The organism is Roseovarius nubinhibens ISM (assembly GCF_000152625.1).
GTDB lineage: Bacteria > Pseudomonadota > Alphaproteobacteria > Rhodobacterales > Rhodobacteraceae > Roseovarius > Roseovarius nubinhibens.
Map to the genome: position 1 here is coordinate 1,591,666 of NZ_CH724156.1, position 18,316 is coordinate 1,609,981.

At 64.8% G+C, this 18,316-nt stretch carries 17 protein-coding genes and 1 riboswitch; of the genes, 9 read left to right on the forward strand and 8 right to left on the reverse strand.

Annotation, left to right across the window (positions count from 1 at the left end):
- The first annotated feature begins 77 nt into the window (after positions 1-77).
- Both mtgA and fzlA read left to right on the forward strand, forming a co-directional pair.
- Positions 78-827 carry a monofunctional biosynthetic peptidoglycan transglycosylase gene (gene mtgA / locus ISM_RS07685; protein WP_420806183.1) on the forward strand — a complete coding sequence of 250 codons (750 nt, stop codon included), beginning with the start codon at positions 78-80 and terminating at the stop codon, positions 825-827.
- Between the two features lie 60 nt (positions 828-887).
- The gene (gene fzlA, locus ISM_RS07690) at positions 888-1,553 is read left to right on the forward strand and encodes an FtsZ-binding protein FzlA (protein ID WP_009813568.1); all 666 of its coding nucleotides are present in this window, start codon (positions 888-890) and stop codon (positions 1,551-1,553) included.
- An 8-nt stretch (positions 1,554-1,561) separates the two neighbouring features.
- Here fzlA and ISM_RS07695 read toward each other — a convergent pair whose 3' ends face one another.
- Genes ISM_RS07695 through ISM_RS07710 form a run of 4 tightly spaced genes read right to left on the reverse strand, consistent with a single transcriptional unit; the run spans position 1,562 to position 4,826 of the window.
- Positions 1,562-1,984 carry a pseudoazurin gene (locus ISM_RS07695; protein WP_009813569.1) on the reverse strand — a complete coding sequence of 141 codons (423 nt, stop codon included), beginning with the start codon at positions 1,982-1,984 and terminating at the stop codon, positions 1,562-1,564.
- 12 nt (positions 1,985-1,996) lie between these two features.
- Positions 1,997-2,764, reverse strand: a complete 768-nt coding sequence (locus ISM_RS07700) for an ABC transporter ATP-binding protein (protein WP_009813570.1) — start codon at positions 2,762-2,764, stop codon at positions 1,997-1,999.
- Positions 2,761-3,813: a FecCD family ABC transporter permease gene (locus ISM_RS07705; protein WP_009813571.1), complete on the reverse strand. Its 1,053-nt coding sequence runs from the start codon at positions 3,811-3,813 to the stop codon at positions 2,761-2,763. Before ISM_RS07705 ends, ISM_RS07700 begins: the two co-directional genes overlap by 4 nt.
- On the reverse strand, positions 3,810-4,826 hold the full coding sequence (locus ISM_RS07710) for an ABC transporter substrate-binding protein (RefSeq protein WP_009813572.1): 1,017 nt from the start codon (positions 4,824-4,826) through the stop codon (positions 3,810-3,812). The genes ISM_RS07705 and ISM_RS07710 overlap by 4 nt, the downstream gene beginning before the upstream one ends.
- A 127-nt stretch (positions 4,827-4,953) precedes the next feature.
- Positions 4,954-5,147: riboswitch (cobalamin riboswitch) on the reverse strand.
- Between the two features lie 165 nt (positions 5,148-5,312).
- On the opposite strand from ISM_RS07710, the gene ISM_RS07715 reads away from it, so the two are divergent.
- On the forward strand, positions 5,313-6,503 hold the full coding sequence (locus ISM_RS07715; protein ID WP_009813573.1) for a hypothetical protein: 1,191 nt from the start codon (positions 5,313-5,315) through the stop codon (positions 6,501-6,503).
- Between the two features lie 16 nt (positions 6,504-6,519).
- Here ISM_RS07715 and ISM_RS07720 read toward each other — a convergent pair whose 3' ends face one another.
- Both ISM_RS07720 and ISM_RS07725 read right to left on the reverse strand, forming a co-directional pair.
- The gene (locus tag ISM_RS07720) at positions 6,520-7,494 is read right to left on the reverse strand and encodes a LacI family DNA-binding transcriptional regulator (RefSeq protein WP_254655664.1); all 975 of its coding nucleotides are present in this window, start codon (positions 7,492-7,494) and stop codon (positions 6,520-6,522) included.
- A 143-nt stretch (positions 7,495-7,637) separates the two neighbouring features.
- Complete coding sequence (locus ISM_RS07725; RefSeq protein ID WP_009813575.1) at positions 7,638-8,261, reverse strand: RNA ligase family protein; 624 nt, start codon at positions 8,259-8,261, stop codon at positions 7,638-7,640.
- Between the two features lie 348 nt (positions 8,262-8,609).
- On the opposite strand from ISM_RS07725, the gene ISM_RS07730 reads away from it, so the two are divergent.
- The 5 genes from ISM_RS07730 to ISM_RS07750 all read left to right on the forward strand — a co-directional run bounded on the left by ISM_RS07730 (position 8,610) and on the right by ISM_RS07750 (position 13,786).
- A complete protein-coding gene (locus tag ISM_RS07730) occupies positions 8,610-9,917 on the forward strand; it encodes an extracellular solute-binding protein (protein ID WP_009813576.1) in 1,308 nt (435 codons plus the stop codon).
- A gap of 67 nt (positions 9,918-9,984) precedes the next feature.
- A complete protein-coding gene (locus tag ISM_RS07735; protein WP_009813577.1) occupies positions 9,985-10,866 on the forward strand; it encodes an ABC transporter permease subunit in 882 nt (293 codons plus the stop codon).
- 10 nt (positions 10,867-10,876) lie between these two features.
- Complete coding sequence (locus tag ISM_RS07740) at positions 10,877-11,755, forward strand: ABC transporter permease subunit (RefSeq protein ID WP_009813578.1); 879 nt, start codon at positions 10,877-10,879, stop codon at positions 11,753-11,755.
- Between the two features lie 10 nt (positions 11,756-11,765).
- Positions 11,766-12,806: an ABC transporter ATP-binding protein gene (locus ISM_RS07745; protein WP_009813579.1), complete on the forward strand. Its 1,041-nt coding sequence runs from the start codon at positions 11,766-11,768 to the stop codon at positions 12,804-12,806.
- On the forward strand, positions 12,803-13,786 hold the full coding sequence (locus ISM_RS07750) for an endonuclease/exonuclease/phosphatase family protein (RefSeq protein WP_009813580.1): 984 nt from the start codon (positions 12,803-12,805) through the stop codon (positions 13,784-13,786). Before ISM_RS07745 ends, ISM_RS07750 begins: the two co-directional genes overlap by 4 nt.
- Here ISM_RS07750 and ISM_RS07755 read toward each other — a convergent pair.
- Positions 13,783-14,361: a TetR-like C-terminal domain-containing protein gene (locus tag ISM_RS07755; protein WP_009813581.1), complete on the reverse strand. Its 579-nt coding sequence runs from the start codon at positions 14,359-14,361 to the stop codon at positions 13,783-13,785. The two genes, ISM_RS07750 and ISM_RS07755, sit on opposite strands and share 4 nt — an antisense overlap.
- Before the next feature lie 111 nt (positions 14,362-14,472).
- Here ISM_RS07755 and ISM_RS07760 point away from each other — a divergent pair, with 111 nt between their 5' ends.
- The gene (locus tag ISM_RS07760; protein WP_009813582.1) at positions 14,473-15,687 is read left to right on the forward strand and encodes a multidrug effflux MFS transporter; all 1,215 of its coding nucleotides are present in this window, start codon (positions 14,473-14,475) and stop codon (positions 15,685-15,687) included.
- Between the two features lie 4 nt (positions 15,688-15,691).
- Here the strand turns inward: ISM_RS07760 and ISM_RS07765 are convergent, their stop codons facing one another.
- Positions 15,692-18,076 carry a Tex family protein gene (locus ISM_RS07765; RefSeq protein WP_009813583.1) on the reverse strand — a complete coding sequence of 795 codons (2,385 nt, stop codon included), beginning with the start codon at positions 18,074-18,076 and terminating at the stop codon, positions 15,692-15,694.
- Positions 18,077-18,316 lie beyond the last annotated feature (240 nt).

An 18,316-nucleotide genomic window follows, 5' to 3' on the forward strand; every position in this document is an offset into this window, starting at 1 on the left:
GCTCATTTTCCGGCACGCTTCTCGACCCGCGCGCATTTTCGCGCTACCCTCTGGCAAAGTCCGCATCAGACGGACCCATGACCCGAGGCAACATGGCGAAACCGACCCGAGCCAAATCCCGATCGCGTGGCGCATCCCGCTCGCCCCGACTGACGCGCTTGCGCCGCTGGCTGCGGCGTTGGGTGCTGTGGTTCCTCCTCGTCTCGGTGCTGGTCACGAGCGGCGTGCTGATCGCCCATCGCTTCCTCGATCCGGGCGCCACGCTCTACATGAAACAGGAACGCCACCGCCTCGGCCACATCCGGCAGGACTGGGTGCCGATGTCCCGCATCGCGCCGGTCATGGCCCGCTCTGTCGTTGCCGCCGAGGATGCCAATTTCTGCACCCATTGGGGCTTTGACATGAAGGCCATCCGCCAGGTGGTCGAAAGCGGTCAGGCCCGCGGCGCCTCGACGCTAAGCCAGCAGACCGTCAAGAACGTCTATCTCTGGCATGGCCGCTCCTACCTGCGCAAAGCGCTCGAAGCGGTCATCACCCCGATGCTCGAAGCCGCCTGGCCGAAACGCCGCATCGTCGAGGTCTATCTCAACATCGCCGAATTCGATGAAGGCGTCTTTGGCGTCGAGGCCGCGGCTCAGCATTACTTTGGCGTGAGCGCCGCCAAGCTCAGCGCAACTCAGGCCGCCCGCCTCGCCGCCGTCCTTCCCGCCCCCAAGGACCGCTCGGCCCGCAACCCCACACCGCGCCTGCGCAAACGCGCCGCAAGCATCATGGACGGGGCGGCCACCATCCGCCGGGACGGCCGTGCCGCCTGTTTCGAGGATTGAATTGACCCGCATAAACAGGCATTGAGAACAAACACCTGACATCAAGAACAAGCGTCCCAAATGGCCAAGCTCTATCACGTTCCCCTGTCCCCCTTCTGTCGCAAGGTCCGTCTCAGCCTCGCGGAGAAAAAGATCGACTGCGAACTGGCCGAGGAACGCTATTGGGAGCCGAGCCCAGATTTCCTGCGCCGCAATCCGGCGGGCAAGGTGCCGATCCTGCGCATCGACGGCCGCACCCTGACCGAGAGTGCCGCGATCTGCGAATATCTCGAAGAGAAATACCCCGAACCCGCGCTCATGCCCAAGAGCGCCGAGGCCCGCCACGAGGTGCGCCGCATCGTCACCTGGTTCGATGACAAGTTTCACCACGAGGTGACCTCGAAACTGCTCTACGAGCGGGTCAACAAGAAGGTGATGGGCAAGGGCTTTCCCGACAGCTCAAACGTCAAGGCAGGCGCCAAGGCGATCAAGTTTCACCTCGACTATATGGCCTGGCTGCTCGATCACCGCCGCTGGCTGGCGGGCGATGTGATGACGCTGGCCGATTTCGCCGCCGCCGCGCATCTCTCCTCGCTCGATTATATCTCGGACGTGGATTGGAACCGCAGCGACACGGTCAAGGATTGGTACGCCAAGATCAAATCGCGCCCGGCCTTCCGCCGCATCCTCGCCGATCAGGTGCCGGGCTTTCCGCCCCCCGCCCATTACGCCAATCTCGATTTCTGAACGCAGGCCTACTGCGCGGTCTCGATATAGTCGCGAAGCCGCGCCTCCGCCCGCCGGGGCAGCCCCTCGGGCAGCGCCTCTGCCACAAGCGCGACGTCCCCCACCACGATGAGCATCACCATCCCCATGGCGAAATGCGGCGTGCATTTCACCCCATAGACCCCCGGCGCGCTCAGGGTCAGCGTGATCTCTTCATTGATCCCACCTTTGAACGGCATGGCCCCCTCGGGCAGCATGCCGTCGATGCTCGCCGCATTATGCCCCGACGAGGCCGCGACAAACCGCACGCTGTCGCCCGGCGCCATGCGCAGCACGGATGGCTCATAGACCATCGCACCGCTCTCATTGCGGTTGAGCATCCGAACCTCATGCACCTCGGCCCAGCCCAGCGCGGGCCAGAGCATCAGCACAAGACTTGTGATAAACCGCATGACCCCGGCCTCCTACCTATGCGCCATATGAAACCGGATCACCGGGCTGCCATCCGTCGGATCGGTGAGGAAATGCCCGCAGACCCCGAAATTCTGCCGCAACAGCCGGTCGGTGAGCACCTCCGACGGCGGGCCAATTTCGACCATCCGCCCGCCCTGCATCACGCAGAGCCGGTCACAAAACAGCGCCTGATTGAGATCATGCAGCGCGATCACCGAGGTCACCGGCAAGTCGCGCACCAGATGCAGAATATCGAGCTGATGCTGAATATCGAGATGGTTCGTCGGCTCATCGAGCAGCAGAACATCGGGCTCCTGCGCCAGCGCCCGGGCGATCTGCACCCTCTGCCGCTCGCCGCCCGACAGCGTATGCCAATGCCGCGCGTCAAACCCGACGAGATCGACGGCGCGCAGCGCCTCTGACACGATCCGGTCATCCTCGTCACCCCAGCGCCGCAGCGCCGACAGAAACGGCGTCCGGCCAAGCTCGACCGCATTGCGCACCCGAATGCGCTCGCCTGCTTCGGCATATTGCTCGACAAGGGCAAGGCTCTGCGCAATCTCGCGCCGCCGCATCCCGGCCATCGGCCGCCCCTTGAGCGTGACCTGACCCGCGCTCGGCTGGGTCAGCCCCGCCAGCATCCGCAACAGCGTCGATTTGCCCGACCCGTTCGGCCCGATCAGCCCGAGCATCTCGCCCGGCGCGGCGGCAAGGCTCACCCCTTCGACGATCTGCGTGCCCTTGACCGACCAACCGAGATTGTCACATGCCAGCGTCATGCCGCCCCCCTCCGCCCGATCAGGATGAGCGCAAAGACCGGCGCGCCGACCAGCGCGGTCACCACCCCGATGGGCAAAACCTGCCCGGGGATGATCACCCGCGAAATCACATCCGCCGCGATGAGAAACACCGCCCCCGCCAGCGCCGAGGCCGGGACAAGCTGCCCGTGCCGCGTACCAACGAGCATCCGCATCGCATGCGGGATCACCAGCCCGACAAAGCCGATCGAGCCAACGATCGACACGATCACCGCCGTCACCAGCGCCGCCACCCCGATAAGAACCACCTGCGCCCGCCGCACCGAAATGCCGAGCGACGCGGCGCTGTCCGCGCCAAAGGTAAACGCATCGAGCGTGCGCACATGCGCGAGACAAACCGCCACGCCAATGACCGTGGCCGGCACCACGCTCGTCACATCGATCCAGCGCACCCCGCTGAGGTTTCCCAAGAGCCAGAACATGATGCCCCGCGCCTGTTCCGCATTGGCCGATTTCGCGATGAGAAAGGCGGTGATCGCATTGAAAAGCTGCGAGCCCGCAATGCCCGCCAGCACGATCACCCCGGCCGCGCGAAGCCCGGTACCGCCGCCCGCCAGATGCGCCAGCGCCGCGACAAATCCAAACGCCATGAGCGCCCCGGTAAAGGCCCCCGCCGACATCGAGATCGCCCCGCCGCCGAGACCCACCACCGTCACCGCCACAGCGCCGGTCGAGGCCCCCGCCGAAATGCCCAGGAGATACGGATCGGCCAGCGCATTGCGCAGCAGCGCCTGCAACACCACCCCCGCCAGCGCCAGCCCCGCGCCACAGCACGCCGCCACCAAGGCCCGCGCCAGCCGGTAATTCCACACGATCCCCGTGTCGATCCGGTCCACCGCATAGCCCGCCCCAAAGAGCTTGTTGGCCAGCACCTTGAGCACCACGTCAAAAGGAATGCGCGTCTCGCCCAGCGCCGTGCCGAGCATCAGCGCGATCAGCAGCACGGGCAGCGCAAGCACCGCCCAATGCAAGGCCGACCGATGCCGGGGCATGGCGACGGCCTGGCTCATTGCAGATCGTAGCCCGCCAGCGCCTCGGCAATCGTGCCCAGCACATGAATGGCCCGCACCGTCGGGCTCATGGCATGGGCGTCGATGGTGATGATCCGGCCTTCCTTCACCGCCGTCATCTCGCGCGCCACCGGGTCGGTGGTCAGAAATTCACGCTTCTTCTCCACGTCATCGGCGGGAAACCGGCGGCGGTCCATCTCGGCGATCACGATAAAGGTCGGATCGGCCTTGGCCAGCGTCTCCCAGCCGACGGTCGGCCATTCCTCATCCGAGGTCACCACATTCTCGACCCCGAGCTTGTCCATCATATAGGCCGGCACGCCCTTCTGCCCCGCCACATAGGGATCGATGTCGAGATCCGCCGACGAGAACCAAAAGAGCCCCGACACCCCCTCGGGCAGGTCGAGCGCCTCCGCCTTGGCCACCGCCTCGGCCTCCGCCGCCTGCAGCTCGGCCACCAACTCGGCCCCGCGCGCCCCGACGTCATAGATCTCCGCCAGCTGCGCGATCCCCTTATAGAGCTGCTCTGTCGCGAACAGCTCGGACCGGGTGCCATCGCCGCCGACAAGGTTGTCCTTGCTCTCGCAATCGGTGGGCATCACATAGGTCGGCACGCCAACCTCATGGAACATCTCGCGCGTGCCCACGATGCCTTCCTGACCGATATGCCATTCATACATGACCGTCACCAGCTCGGGCCGCTTGTTGACGATGCTCTCGAAACTCGGATCATTGTCGGCCAGCCGCTCGATCCCGGCGTTCAGGCTCTCGAACTCCGGCAGCACCGGGTTGAACCAGACCGAAGTGCCCTGCACCGTCTCGCCCAGCCCGAGCAGATAGAGGATCTCGGTGGTCGATTGCCCCACCGTCACCGTGCGCGCCGGCGCCGCGTCAAAGCGCAGCTCGTGACCGCAATTCTCGATGGTAAGCGGATAGCGCGTCTCGGCCTCGGCCATCACCGCGCTGCCCATCCCAAGCGCCAGCACCCCGGGCGCAATCAAGTAGTTCTTCATAGCTAGACTCCTCGGTCTTGCCGGACACAGGAGGAGCAGGAAAGGGCATCTGCCGGTGGTCCCTGCCTGGTGCCGTGCACCGGGCCTCGAGACCACGCCAAACCCCCGCCCCGGGCCACCCCGCCCGGTTTCAGGTTATGCGTCGGCAGGTCTCCTGACTCACGGCTCATGGCGTCATCTTCCCTTCCCAGACCTCGGCCCAGTGGTTCTGAAGATGCAGCTCGCCGCCTACAGTTGCGGGGGCAGTTCCGGTTGACGCCCTGCTGGACGCCGCGGATTCCCTATTAGTTTCCATCGAAAACCGACGCCGCAGTGACACCCGATTTTTGCCCCCCCGTCAACCGCGATGACCGCAGGGGCCCGATATTCGCGCCGTGCCGCCACCGGCCCAACTGTGCGCCTGCGCGCCAAGCCGCATGGAATTTTGGGGAAATACCGAATCATGATAGGCTGATCTTATTTCGCACCTTCCCGCAGGAGGGCCCCATGACGTTCATTTCCCGGTTTCCCTGGACTGTTTTCCTTCTCCTCATCCTCTGGCTTCCGGGCTGCTTTCCCGGCGGGTTCTCCTATGAGCGACTGTCGCTGCAAGAGGCCCGCCCCGACCTGCCGACAAGCTGGCGCTACCCGCAGGTGACGCGCAGCGCCGAGCCCGATTTCGATCTGGACGATTTCGAACCCTATTTCGAGCTATCAAGCCTGCGCCGCACCGGCCGAGGCTATGAAATCCGCACCGGCAAATCCGTCGAAATCTCACCGCTGCGCTTCGAGACCTCGCCCAAGGCCCCCGGCGTGCTCGCCGCCGTGATCGAGAGCCAAGGCAAAAAGGACAAGACCACCGGCAAGCGTCAGACTTTCTACATGATCAACTTCATCGCGCCCCTGCGCGGCGATGACTACCGTTTGATCATTCTCAACAAACGGAGCCTGACGCTCTGGACCCCCAAAGAGGCACAGGCCATGGCCGCCCGCACCCATCTGTTGCAGCTCGATTTCGATGACGGCCAAGCCCCGGTCTTCCGCAATGATGCCGACCTCGAACAGGCGCTGATCGCGGCCCATTACCTACCGGCCAAACACAGCATCGCCTTCACCCTGACCGCGACGGCCCCGACCGGATCTGACAAGAAAAAGACCACCCCGACCCCGCGCCCGAGCAACAAGAGCTGGATCTTCAATTCCGCCACCGATCCGATTACCAAGAAATCGAACAACAGCATCATCATCCGCGCGACATCCGTCGAACCGCGCGCCAATCTCGCGATCAATTTCTTCTGCGACAAGGGTCAGCTCCGCGCCGTGCTGCACAATCCCGACATTTCCTTCCGCAACGACACCAGCACCACCAAGGTGGCGCTGTCGCTGGTCGAAATGCGCATCGACGACAAGGATGTGCACCGCTTAGTCTGGGAACGGGCGGCAGGCTACCGCGATCATCTCGTCGATCTCGGCGGGGCAGGGGGGCTCTATAAATTCGCGACCCTGCTCAATCCGCGGATGCAGAACGCCAATCACGACTGGTCCTCGGTCTGGTTCCTCAACAAGGTCGCCACTGCCCGTGACATCGTCATGCGCGTCACCGATGTTGGCGGCACCGCCTATGTCGCCCGGTTCGCCCCCTATCAACCTGTCGGCCCGGTGATCGACTTCCTGCCCGCCTGCCTGCGCCGCAGCTGAGCCTTGGGCTCGCGCCTCAATGCGTGCCGCGCGGCTTGACCACCGGATCGACAAACACCGTCTCATCCGCCTTGCCCGGATCGCCGAGCCGCGCCTCCAAGAGCCGCAGGATCTCGCGCACCGCCGCGTCGATCGGGTTGCGCACCGTGGTGAGGTCGAAACAGGTCCAGCGCGCCATGTCGATATCGTCAAACCCGATCACCGCCAGATCGCCGGGCACCGCCCGGCCGATCTCCCGCGCCGCCGACAGCGCCCCGATGGCCATCGCGTCATTGCCACAGATGAGCGCGTCAATCTCGCCCGCCTCCTGCAACAGCGCCCGCGCCGCCGCATGGCCGCCATCTACCGTGTAATCCCCCACGGCCTCGGCCACCGGCCGAAGACCCGCCGCCTCCAGCGCCGCCATCACCCCGGCCCGCCGTTCGCAGGAGGAATAGAGCTCGGGCGGCCCGCCCAGAAACCCGATGCGCCGCCGCCCGCCCGAGATGAGAAGCTCGGCGCCCATCCGCGCGCCCTGATCATTGCGGCAACAGACCGTATCGACCCCGGGCGCGCTCAGCGGTCGGCCCGAGGAAATCATCGGAATCCCATAGCGCGCGCATTGCTCGACGATCTCGCCCGATAGGCTGCCGCCGCGCAGGATCAGCGCATCGAGCGGATAGCGCAGCACCTCTTCGAGCGCCTGCGCCGCCCGCGCGCCATTGCCATCAATCAGCAGCGGCCATTTCTGGATCGCGTTGAGCGACCCGACAAGCTGGCTCACAAAGGCCGTGTCATAGGGGTTGCGCAGATCGCCCGCGAAAATCGCCACCAGATGCGAATTGCCGCCCTTGAGCCCCGCCGCCAGCGCATTGGGCTGATAGCCGATTTCCGCCGCAACAGAGAGGATTCTGCGCCGCTTTTCCGCGTCGAGATAGGCCCCTTTGGTAAAGGCCCGCGACACCGCCGAACGCGACACACCGGCCTGCTCGGCCACCGTCTGGGCGGTCACCCGCCGTGGCCTCTGGCCCAAACTCTTCTTTTCACCCGTCATAGCCAATCAGTCCGCTGTCCCCGGGGATTTTGTCAAGAAAGCAAAACACAAACCTGTGCTGACCAAGACCTGACGTCGGCCTGTACCCTCGTGGCGTCAGGTCAGGCCAGACCGTTCCTGACGATCTCCGCCTTCATCCAATGTGTCTCGCTCTGGACGTGGTTCGCGCGCACATACTTGCCAACCGCCACCGGCATCTGTGCCTCGGAGAAGGCCTGCACCGTGCGAACGACAAACCCCTCCTGGGTCGAGACATCCACCTGCGATACGAGCTCTTCGATGACAAGGTCTGAGAACCGACCCCGAAAGAGCACCGGAACGCTGTTAAGCCCCAACTCGTCAAATCGAGACTGCGTCTCGTCCCAGCCCTGAATTTCGTCGCCCAGAATCCACGCAAAGCCGAGGAAATACGACGGAAGCGCCTGATAGCCGATGGAATGGCGGGCAAACAGGTATTCTCCGAGGATCCGCTCATCCTCTCCGAGCCGGGGCGAAACACCAGCGGCAAACGCCTTTAGCCAATCTCGCGACGGGTGGTATCTTGCATCCGGGCTGCGCGGATGACAGCCCCCGGCAAAAATCGTGGTATTCTCGCCAGCCATCTTCTCCGTTACCAGGACCTCTGGCGCGTCCCGAAGCACCGAAAGATCGCTCATGATCTTGTCGTCAGCGGTGGCTCCGGGGGAAATCGGAAGATGAAAGGTTCGCCCGTACTTCTTTGACATAAAAGCGCCAATCCACCCAGTTAAACCCTATCCACATCATGCGTAACGCAGATCCCTTATCAGAACCAGATGCACCGCATTGCCATTGGGCGCGACCGAGGGTGGAAAGCTAGCTTTGCTCCCCCCCTAAGGCCGCCGCAACGTCCAGACTTGTTTGGTCGGCACTTGGGTTTTTCTCTTTGGTGGGAAATTCCTAAATCCTTCATCTCCCTGTCATGAAACGCCCGTATGTGAACACGTGTGCACACTCGCTGTACATCCTGTGTCCGGGCTGCCCGGCGCATCGAAATTTTCGTGGGGCTTTGGCCCCTTGGCCCGTTGGGTCGCTCAACGAACCGGAGCATAGAGATGAAAAACCTGTATATCGGCGCGGCCTCCACGGCCTTTGCCCTGATCGCCAACACCGCCGCCGCCGAGGTGGAAATCAGCTGGTGGCACGCCATGGGCGGCGCGCTGGGGGAAACCGTCAACCAGATCGCCGAGGACTTCAACGCCTCGCAAGACGAGTACAAGATCACCCCGGTCTTCAAAGGCACCTATGAAGAGGCCCTGACCGCCGGCATCGCCGCCTTCCGCGCCGGCGAACAGCCCAACGTGCTGCAGGTCTTCGACGCCGGCGCCGCCACCGTGATCGGGGCCCAGGGCGCGACCGTGCCGGTGCAGGATCTGCTCACCGACAATGGCGTCGCCTTCAATATCGAAGACTACATCTCGGGCGTGCGCTACTTCTACGCTGACGCCGATGGCAAGATGATCGGCATGCCGTTCAACTCCTCCTCGCCGGTGATGTATTTCAACGTCGACGCGCTGGAAAAGGCCGGTGTCGAGGCCCCCAAGACCTGGGAAGAGTTCCAGACCGTGACCGCCCCGGCGCTCAAGGACGCGGGCTATGTCGCGCTGTCGCAATCGCACCTGCCCTGGATCTTCACCGAGAATTTCCACAGCCGTCACAACCTGCCCTTCGCCACCAATGACAATGGCTACGCCGGCTCGGACGGCACCGAGATCCTCGTCAACAACGACGCGATCAAGGCCCATTTCACCGCCGTCACCGACTGGCAGGACAAGGGCTATTTCGAATGGTTCGGCACCGGCTGGGGCGACAACCAGACCCCGTTCGAAGAGGGCAAGGTCGCGATCTGGCTCGGCTCCTCGGGCTCTTTCGGCGGCCTCGCCAAGAAAGACCTGCCGTTCGAATTCTCCGCCACCTACCTGCCCTATTGGGAAGCGGTGACCAAGGAACCGAAACAGACCTTCATCGGCGGCGCCTCGCTCTTTGCCATGGCCGGTCACGAGGCCGAAGAAAACAAGGCCACCGCCGCCTTCTTCGAATTCCTCACCAAAGCCGAGACCCAGTATTTCTGGCACCGCGAAACCGGCTATGTGCCGATCACCAAAGCCGCCTATGAGCTGGCCAAGGCCGATGGCCATTACGACCGCTTCCCGGCGGCCGAAACCGGCATCAAACAGCTGTCGCTGCCTGCGGGTGAACACACCAAAGGCTATCGCATGGGCTTCTACGTGCAGATCCGTGACGTGATGAACCGCGAATATGGCCGCATCCTGACCGGCGAAACCTCGGTCGAAGATGCCTTTGCCACGATCGAGAAAGAGGCCAACGCCCTGCTGGCCCGCTTCTCCAAGACGCAAAGCTGATCACCACTCACCCAACGCCTTGGACGGTCGCAGCCCCTGCGGCCGTCCTCCACGTCCCGGAGGCCCCATGAAACGCGCAGGTTTCACCACACGCTGGTTGCCGATCCTGCTGCTCCTGCCGCAGCTGTCGATCATCGCCATCTTCTTCTACTGGCCCGCCGCCCACGCGGTGCACTCCTCCTTCTACCTCGCGGACCCCTTCGGCTTTGGCGCGACCTATGTCGGCGTCGACAATTACGCCGATCTGGCCGGCAGCTCCGAATATCTCAAGGTGGCCCGGTTCACCCTGATCTTCACCCTGCTGGTCACCTTCTTTTCGCTGGCCCTCGCGCTGCTCTTGGCGGTCAAGGCCGACAACATCATTCGCGGCGCGAAATCCTACCGCACCCTTTTGATGTGGGTCTACGCGGTGGCACCGCCGGTGGCGGGCTTCATCGGGCTCATCATGTTCAACCAGAGCTGGGGACCGCTGACCGAAGCCGCCCGCGCCATCGGCTGGGATTTCAAGCTCGGGGTGAATTTCAACGACACCGCCACCGCCATGGTCCTCGTCGCGGTCTGGAAACAGGTGCCGGTGAATTTCATCTTCTTCCTCTCCGGCCTGCAATCCATCCCCAAACCGGTGCGCGAGGCGGCGCTGATCGACAACCGCTCGGCGCGCGGCCGGTTCTGGGATGTGACCTTCCCGCTCTTGGCGCCGACCGGGTTCTTCCTGCTGATCATCAACATCACCTACGCGCTGTTCGACACGTTCGGCGTCATCGACACGATGGTCAAAGGCGAGCCGGGCAACAACCCGATGACCCTGGTCTACAAGGTCTATGTCGACGGGTTCCGCGGCAATGACATGGGCGGCAGCTCGGCCCAGTCGGTGATCCTGATGCTGCTCGTGCTGGCGCTCACCATCTTTCAGTTCCGGCTGATCGAACGCCGCATCCATTACACCTGAGGACCGCGCGATGACCGATATCCCCTATACCCCCGCCGCGCGCCGCATCCGCTGGTCGGTACTGGCCGATCACGCGGTGCTCATCGCCGGGTCGCTCTTCCTGCTGATCCCGCTGCTGGTGATGCTGCAAACCACCACCACCACCGATCTCGAAACGATCAAATACGGCCCGCAACTGGCCATCGGCGATCAGCTCGACGACAATTTCCGCGCCGCCATGTTCAAGGCCTCGGGCTTTTCCGGTCAGAACACCGGGCTGTCGATGCTGATCAACTCGACCATCCTCGGCCTCGGCTTTGCGCTGGGCAAGATCGTCATCGGCATGATGGCCGCCTATGCGCTGGTCTATTTCCGGATGCGCTTTGCGACGCTGGCCTTCTGGCTCATCTTCACCACGCTTCTGCTGCCGCTCGAGGTGCGCATCCTGCCCTCCTACGAGATCGCGCAAAAGCTCAACCTCCTGAACAGCTACACCGGTCTCATCCTGCCGCTCATCGCCTCCGCGACGGCCACCTTCTTCTTCCGCCAGTTCTTTCGCGCGGTCCCGGAAGAGCTGGTCGAGGCGGCGCGCATCGACGGGGCCGGGCCGGTGCGCTTCTTCATCGACGTGCTCGTGCCGCTGAGCCGGACGATGATCGCCGCGATGTTCATCATCATGTTTGTCTTTGGCTGGAACCAATACCTCTGGCCCACGATGATCACCACCGAGGAAGGCATGTACACGCTGGTGCGCGGCATCAAGCAGCTGACCCAGGATCTCGAAGGCACCAACATCCCCGAATATGGCCGCGCCAACATGCTGGCGCTGATTGCGATCCTGCCGCCGGTGGCGGTGGTGATCTTTTTCCAAAGCTGGTTCGTCAAGGGCCTCACGGAATCGGACAAATAAGGACAGGCAGATGGCTCAGGTCTCACTCAACAACATCCGCAAGATCTACCCGAACGGCGTCGAGGCGGTGCAACAGACCAGTTTCGACATCGCCGATGGCGAATTTCTGGTGCTCGTCGGCCCCTCGGGCTGTGGCAAATCCACATTGCTCCGGATGATCGCCGGTCTCGAGGACATCACCGAGGGCGAGCTGCGCATCGGCGACCGCGTCGTGAACCATGTCGACCCCGCCGACCGCGACATCGCCATGGTGTTCCAGAACTACGCGCTCTACCCGCATATGACGGTGCGCCGCAACATCGGCTACGGGCTCAAGAACCGCAAAACCCCTGCCGATGTGATCGCCGCCAAGGTCCGCGAAGCCGCCGAGATGCTCAACCTCACCGACTATCTCGACCGCAAACCCTCGCAGCTCTCCGGCGGTCAGCGTCAGCGCGTCGCCATGGGCCGCGCCGTGGTCCGCGACCCGTCGCTCTTTCTCTTCGACGAACCGCTCTCCAATCTCGACGCCAAGCTGCGCCATCAGATGCGGATCGAGATCAAGGCGCTGCAACGCCGCCTTGGCGTGACCTCGGTCTATGTCACCCATGATCAGGTCGAGGCGATGACCATGGCCGACAAGATCATCGTGCTGAACGCGGGCCGCATCGAACAGATCGGCACCCCGTCCGAGATCTACCACAACCCGGCCTCCACCTTTGTCGCGAGCTTCATGGGCGCGCCGCCGATGAACCTGCTCGACGCGCGCTTCGAGGCCGGACAGGTGCGCATCAACGGCGGCACGCCGCTTTTGCCGGCGTCGGGCTCTGGCCCGGTCACCGTCGGCATCCGCCCCGAAGATGCCGAGCTCACCCCCGAAGGCCCGCTCGGCTTTGACATCCAGATCGTCGAAGAGCTCGGCGGTCATCGTCTGCTGCACGGTCAGCTCGCGGATCAGCCCTTTACGCTCCATGTCGGCAAAGAGGTCGAGGCCCGCCCCGGCGCGGCCCGTGTGAACCTGCGCCCCGAGGCGCTGCGCCTCTTCGACAAGACCACCGGGCAGGCGCTGTGATCCGCGCCACCATTCCCGAATTGCCGCCGGTCTCCGACGATCAGCGGGCGCGGATTCTGGCCGCGCCCCGCGATGCTGCGAGCCACAATGCGCTGCTCGCCGCGACCCCCGCGATGTCGAGAATCGAGACAGGCGGAATACCGACGCAAAACCGACTGGATACCGCACCGCTGATTGCGGCGTGGAATCTCGAACGCTGCCTCTTCCCGCAGGCCTCCGCCGAACATCTCGCGCGGCTCGGCCCCGATGTGATCCTGCTGTCGGAAATGGATTGCGGCATGGCCCGCACTGGCCAGAGGCACACCACCCGCGAGATTGCCCAAGCCCTTGGAATGTCTTACGCTTATGGCGTGGAATTCTTTGAAATGGGCCTCGGCGGCCCGACCGAACGGAGCTTTTGCACCGACGATCACAACCGTCTCGGCTTTCACGGCAACGCCATTCTCTCCTCCGCCCCGCTGACCCGCGTCGCCATGTTCCGCCTCGACGACCAGGGCCATTGGTTCAACCTCGACCCCGACCAACCCCGCCTCGGCACCCGCATGGCCCTCGCCGCCGAAATCGACACCGCCACCGGCCCGATCTGCGTCGTCTCCACCCATCTCGAAAGCAACGCCAACGCCGAATACCGCCACGTGCAATTCCTGCAACTGCTTGAACGGGTGGACTATTTTGCGCGGGGCTGCCCGATCGTCATCGGCGGCGATCTCAACACCGGCAATCACATGCCGCCCGATTTCGACTGGCGCCAAGAGACGCTTTTCGATCTCGCCTGCGCGCTCGGCTATAGCTGGCAGGGCTCCGCCCCCGGCCAAACCACGCGCCCCAGCCTGATCACGCCGCACCCCGATCGCACCATGCGCCTCGACTGGATCGCCACCCGCGACTGCAGTCCGGTGGAGCAGGGCATTCTCAGCGCGCTCAACCCCGACGGCCGCCCCCTCTCGGACCATGATTGCGTCTGGTGCAGGCTGGGTTAGGGTCGAAAAACCTCGTCCCGTATCGCCCGCGCGAGCCCTTTATCCAGCGCAAAACCATTAAGCATCCGATACCAGAACGCGCCATGGATCATCGCCGAGAGCATCTCGGGATCGCGCGCTGGCCCGATCTCACCCCGCGCCTGCGCCCGGCGCAACAGATCGGTCACCATCGCCTCGCGCGGCAATACAAACCGCTCGCGAAAAAGCCGTTGGAAATCAGCATCTTCCTGCGCCGCCGCGATGATCGCGCGCAGCGTCTCGCCATCCTCTTCCAGATGCGCGAACACCTGGACCAAAAACGCCTCTAGCTGCTCGGCCGCGCTTGTCCCGTCATCGCCAATCGGCGCGGCGGCATAGCGGCCAACCTCTTCGAACACCGCGTCGAGCACCAGCTCGGCCTTTGACGACCAGCGATTATAGAGCGTCTGCCGCGCCACCCCCGCCGCCGCGACGATCGCGGCAATCGACACCTTGCCATAGCCGCGCGCCCGCACCAGCCCAAGCGCCGCGGATTTGAGCGCCGCATCCGCCGATACATCCCGCGGCCGCCCGCTCGTTCGGTCTTCCTGCTGCATGATCCCTCCCGTTGCCGCGCCTGAAGGACGGCGGCCTCTTGAATAATGGACTGCATTCTATTAATTGCAAGTAGACCGCAGTCTAGTAATTCAGAATCGCAGGGAAACCCCATGCCGCACACCGTTCTTTCGCCCAAACATGCCGCCGCGCTCACCGCGGTGTTGGGGCTCTTGTCGCTCTTCCCGCCGCTCGCCACCGATATGTATCTCGCCGCCATGGGCGATCTGGCCGAGGCGATGAACGCCAGCCACGCCGCGACCGAACTGTCGCTCTCGCTCTTCTTTCTGGGGCTCTGCCTTGGCCAGCTCCTCATCGGGCCGCTGATCGACGGGGTGGGGCGCAGGTTGCCGCTGCTCGCGGGCACGGCGCTCTTTATCTTGACCACCATCGGCCTCTTGCTGGTCGAGGACATCGCCACATTCAACGCGCTCCGCGTGCTGCAGGCCATCGGTGCCTCTGCCGGCATGGTGGTAGGCCGCGCCATCGTCAACGACCTCTACGAAGGCCGCGACGCCGCCAAGGTCATGACCGTGCTGGTCATGCTGCTCACCATCGGGCCGATCATCTCGCCCACGCTGGGCAGCCTCCTGCTCGAGGGTTTCGGCTGGCGCGCCATCTTCGTCACCATGCTCGGCGTGAGCGTCATCGCCCTTGGCCTGTCGCTCGCCATCATCCCCGAAACCCTGCCGCCCTCGGCCCGCAGCCGTCGCCCCTTCCGCAGCGGCATCGCCACCGCCGCGACGCTGCTGCGTCAACGCCGGTTTCTGCTGCCCGCGCTCATCGCCGGGCTGGTGCAGGGCGGCATGTTCGCCTTTATCACCGGCTCTTCCGGCGTGTTCCAAGGCGCCTTTGGCCTCGGCGCGATCCAATACGGGCTGCTCTTCGCGGTGATCGCCACGGCGCTCATGCTCTTTGGTCAGGTCAATCGCCGTCTGCTCGACCGCGCGAGCCCGGCGCGCCTCCTGCGCCTCGGCCTGCCGGTCTATGCGGCCATATCGCTGCTGCTGACCCTGAGCTCGGGCACCGGAACGCTCTGGGTCTATGTCCTGCCGCTCTGGTTCGCCATCGGCATGGTGGGGCTGCTCTCGGCCAATGTCATGTCGCTCGCGATGGAGGCCGCCCGCCAAGGCGCCGGGATCGGCTCGGCGCTGCTCGGCGCGGTGCAGTTCGGCATCGCCTTCACCGTCTCGGCCTGTGTCGCGCTGGGCGGCACCGGAAGTGCCCTGCCGATGAGCCTTGGCCTCTTGCTGCCCGCGCTGCTGGCGCTGGGGCTGAGCCGCCTCGACCAGCCCGCCACCGAGCTACCCGAACCGGCCCGGGGCTAACGGATCACCCGTCGCGCTTGGCCCGTGCCATCGCCTCGGCGAGCGCCGAGCCAAGCGCGCCCTGATCCTGCGCCCCGCCAGCGGGGGCCGACGTGCCACGCGGCGGCTTGCCGCCCCCGTGCCGCCCCGGTTTCCCCTGCACGGCTTTCCCCTGTGCCGCTTTGCCTTGCGAGGCCTTGCCCTGATCCGCCTTGCCGCGCGGCCCCTTCTGGGCAGGCGCCGCGCCGCCCTCCTTGCGCATGCTGAGCCCGATCCGTTTGCGCGGCACGTCGATCTCGGTCACCCGCACCCGCACCACATCGCCCGCCTTGACCACCTCATGCGGGTCTTTGACGAAGCGATCGGCCAACTGGCTCACATGGACGAGCCCGTCCTGATGCACGCCAATATCCACGAACGCCCCAAAGGCCGCCACATTGGTCACCGTCCCCTCGAGCGACATGCCGGGCTTGAGATCGGTGATGCTGTCGATCCCCTCGGCAAAGCTCGCGGTCTTGAAGCTCGGACGCGGGTCGCGCCCCGGCTTTTCCAGCTCGGCGAGAATATCGCGCACCGTCGGCAGACCGAAACTGTCGTCGACGAACTGCTCGGCCCGCAACCCCTTGAGCGCGGCGCTGTCGCCCATGATCGCCCGAATGTCGCGACCACAGGCGGCGACGATCTTGCGCGCCACACCATAGGCCTCGGGGTGCACCGACGAGGCATCGAGCGGCTCGGCCCCGCCGTTGATCCGCAAGAACCCGGCGCATTGCTCAAAGGTCTTGGCACCCAGCCCGCTCACCTCGCGCAGCCCCGCGCGGCTGGCAAAGGCCCCCTGACTGTCGCGATGCGCCACGATGGCCCGCGCCAGCGTCGGGCTCAGCCCCGCCACATGCGACAAGAGCGGCGCCGACGCCATGTTGAGATCGACGCCCACCGCGTTCACCGCATCCTCGACCACCGCCGCCAGCGATTGCGCCAGCCGCCGCTGATCCACGTCATGCTGATACTGGCCGACGCCGATGGCCTGCGGCTCGATCTTGACCAGCTCGGCCAGCGGATCCTGCAACCGCCGCGCAATCGACACCGCGCCGCGCAGCGACACATCGATATCCGGGAACTCCTGCGAGGCCAACTCAGAGGCCGAATAGACCGACGCGCCCGCCTCGGACACCACCACCGGGGTGGGCCGCGCCACGCCCTTGGGCAGGCGCTTGAGCACATCAGAGACGAGCCGCTCGGACTCGCGGCTCGCCGTGCCATTGCCAATCGCGATGAGCGCCACGCCATGCCGCTGGATGAGAGTGAGCAGCGCCTCTTCTGATCCGCGCAGATCATTGCGCGGCTGGAACGGATAGATCGTCGTCGTCTCGACCAGCTTGCCGGTCTCATCCACCACCGCGATCTTGCAGCCGGTGCGAATGCCCGGATCAAGCCCGAGCGTCACCTTGGCCCCCGCCGGCGCCGCCAGCAACAGATCGCGGAGGTTGCGGGCAAAGACCTGGATCGCTGCCTCATGGGCGCGCTGCCGCAGATCCCCCATGAGATCGACGAACATCGTGAGGCTGAGCTTGACCCGCCACGCCCAATCCGCCGCCGCCCGAAGCCAGAGATCGCCGGGCGCCTGCCCCTCGATGCCGATGGCCGCCGCCACGATGCCCACCAGACGCTCCTGACCCTCTTCGCCGGGCGCGATATCGAGCGTCACGATCCCCTCTTTCGAGGCCCGCAACAGCGCCAGCGCCCGGTGCGACGGGATCGTGGCCCAGGCCTCGCTATGGGCGAAATAATCGGAAAACTTGGCGCCTTCCTCTTCCTTGCCCGCCACGACCCTTGCGCTGATCTGCGCCTCGGCCTGCATCACCTCACGCAACCGTCCCAAGAGCGCGGCATTCTCCGCCAGCCCCTCGATCAGAATGTCCCGCGCCCCGGTGAGCGCCTCTTTCTCGCTCGGCACCGCCTCGCTGAGATAGGCCTTGGCCAGCACCTCAGGCACAGCCGACCGATCCGCCAAAATCGCCTCGAGCAGCGGCTCGAGCCCGTTCTCGCGCGCAATCGTCGCCTTGCTGCGGCGCTTGGGCTTGTAGGGCAGGTAGAGATCCTCGAGCGCCGATTTCGTCTCGGCCGCGTTGATGTCCCGCGCCAGCGTGTCGCTGAGCTTGCCCTGCGATTTGATCTCGCCCAGAATCGCCTCGCGCCGCTTTTCCAGCTCGCGCAGATAGTCGAGCCGCTCGGCCAGCTGGCGCAGCTGCGCATCGTCGAGCCCGCCGGTGGCCTCCTTGCGATAGCGCGCCACGAAGGGCACCGTATCGCCCCCGTCGAGCAGCGCCACCGTAGCCGTCACCTGATCGACACGGGCGTCGATATCCTTGGCAATGGTCCGAACGATACGATCTGCGGCTGCGGTCATGGGGCTCTCCTTTGGAACGGGCCTTTGAAACGGGTCTTGGGCACTGGTGCTGGGCACTGGGACGCATGTGATAGCGCCCCGCTGACGCGCCGCCAAGACCCCGCAGCATCGCATCGGCCGCATTTGGCCATGGCCAAGCCGCGCCCGCCCACCTATAGTCGCCGACCGACCAGACACCGACCGACCAGCCCCCTCTGACACGGGCCCGCCCGCGGCGACCCGGCCCTCCGGGGGGGATAT